The organism is Actinoplanes subtropicus, assembly GCF_000721705.1.
Lineage (GTDB): Bacteria > Actinomycetota > Actinomycetes > Mycobacteriales > Micromonosporaceae > Actinoplanes > Actinoplanes subtropicus.
This window is the reverse complement of the sequence record NZ_JOJL01000129.1, coordinates 1-1384: the sequence shown is the minus strand read 5'-3', so window position 1 is coordinate 1384 and position 1384 is coordinate 1. Positions and strand designations below refer to the sequence as shown.

The window sequence follows — 1384 nt, the reverse complement described above, 5'->3', positions numbered from 1 at the left end:
CACGGCCGTTTCAAGATCATGATGTGATTCCGAGGATGGCGAAGGGTCTGGTCATGTTCCGGCCGGCCCATCGGGTGGCTTCGGTGATGTCGCGGCGTCCGGCCAGGCGCAGCGCGTTGATGGCCAGATTGCGCATGGAGGCCAGCACGCGTGGTCCGGACCGGGTGCGGACCCGGGATTGGTCTTCGCGGTAGCAGGTGTCACGGATCCAGTGCAGCGATTCGACGGCCCAGTGGCCCTGGTTGATGGCGGCGATCTGGGCGGGTCCTGCCTGTTGCGGGGTATGGCTGGCGACGCCGAGTTGGGCGGCTGCGGACAGGTGCGCGCCGGTGGTGTCGGTGACGTAGCGTTCGATCAGCCATACCTGGTTGACGTGCGGGAACGGCAGGCCGGGCGGGGCGGGCAGGACCCGGATCGTGCGTCGGGTGATCCGGCCGTGGCCGATGTCGATGCGGCTGTCGGCGATCGGGGTGTGCTGCCAAGGCAGCGCGTCGAGGGCGTCGAACAGCGCCCGCCGGTTCTCCTTGACCGGGAACACGAACTGCCCGCCACGTTGATGGATGAGTTCGGCGGTGGCCTTGACCGTGTGCAACGCGTCCGCGGTGACCGTGCTGCCCTCGATGTTCAGGGTCTTGAGCAAGTCCCTTGCGCAGGCCGGCTCGTTGGTCTTGGCGCCGGTCACCTCGGTCTGGCCGATCACCACCGCCGGCGTTGCGGGATCGGCGGTACCGGCCAGCGCGGCCAGCAACTGCACCTGGTTGCCGTCGGCGTCGACGGCCCCGCGGACCGTCTTGCCGTCCAGCCGCAGCAGGTCGGTCGGCGGCAGTTCCGGGGCCTGCTCATCGGTGTCCTGCGGGGCCGGACTCTGACCGGGCCGCCGGGCCGTCGTCCACGCGGCGATCGCGGTGTCCAGGGCCTGCGCGTCGGTGTCCGTACAGACCCGCCACAGCGTCGAGCGTGACGGCCGGCCCACCGGTAACGCACCCGCGCGCAGGTACAAGTCGGTCACCGTGGCCTGCGGCACGTCGGCGACCCAGCCCGCCACCGCCGTGTACCCGGTCATCCCGGCCACCGTCGCCGCCGCGACCAGCGCCAACACCACCGCCGCCGGATGATCACGGCCCTGCGACGACCGGCCATCCGACACCCCGGCCAATAGATCGAGCAGGTCAGCACACGCCTGAGCAACCGGAACACCAGCAACCGACGCCACACCGGCGTCGGGCATGACACACTGCACCACGACGAAGCTCCGTGAAGACCAAGATCTGTGAGAAGACCTCGTCCTACCGGAGCTTCGTTCCCATCACGCCCCGCGACACGCCACTGTGGCCAGACCGCGACGCGGCACTCACACCAAACTCATGATCTTGAAACGGCCGTG

1 protein-coding gene is annotated in these 1384 nt (G+C 69.2%); it reads right to left on the bottom strand.

Annotated features, from left to right (window positions below; all coding sequences use genetic code 11):
• Positions 1-16 precede the first annotated feature (16 nt).
• Positions 17-1228 (bottom strand): ISAs1 family transposase, encoded by a 1212-nt coding sequence (locus IH26_RS0152440; protein ID WP_084599893.1) that lies wholly within the window; start codon positions 1226-1228, stop codon positions 17-19.
• Positions 1229-1384: the final 156 nt, after the last annotated feature.

Bases quoted from the DNA above. Each gene is read 5' to 3' on its own strand.
- IH26_RS0152440 (WP_084599893.1), bottom strand. From the start codon at position 1,228: ATGCCCGACGCCGGTGTGGCGTCGGTTGCTGGTGTTCCGGTTGCTCAG.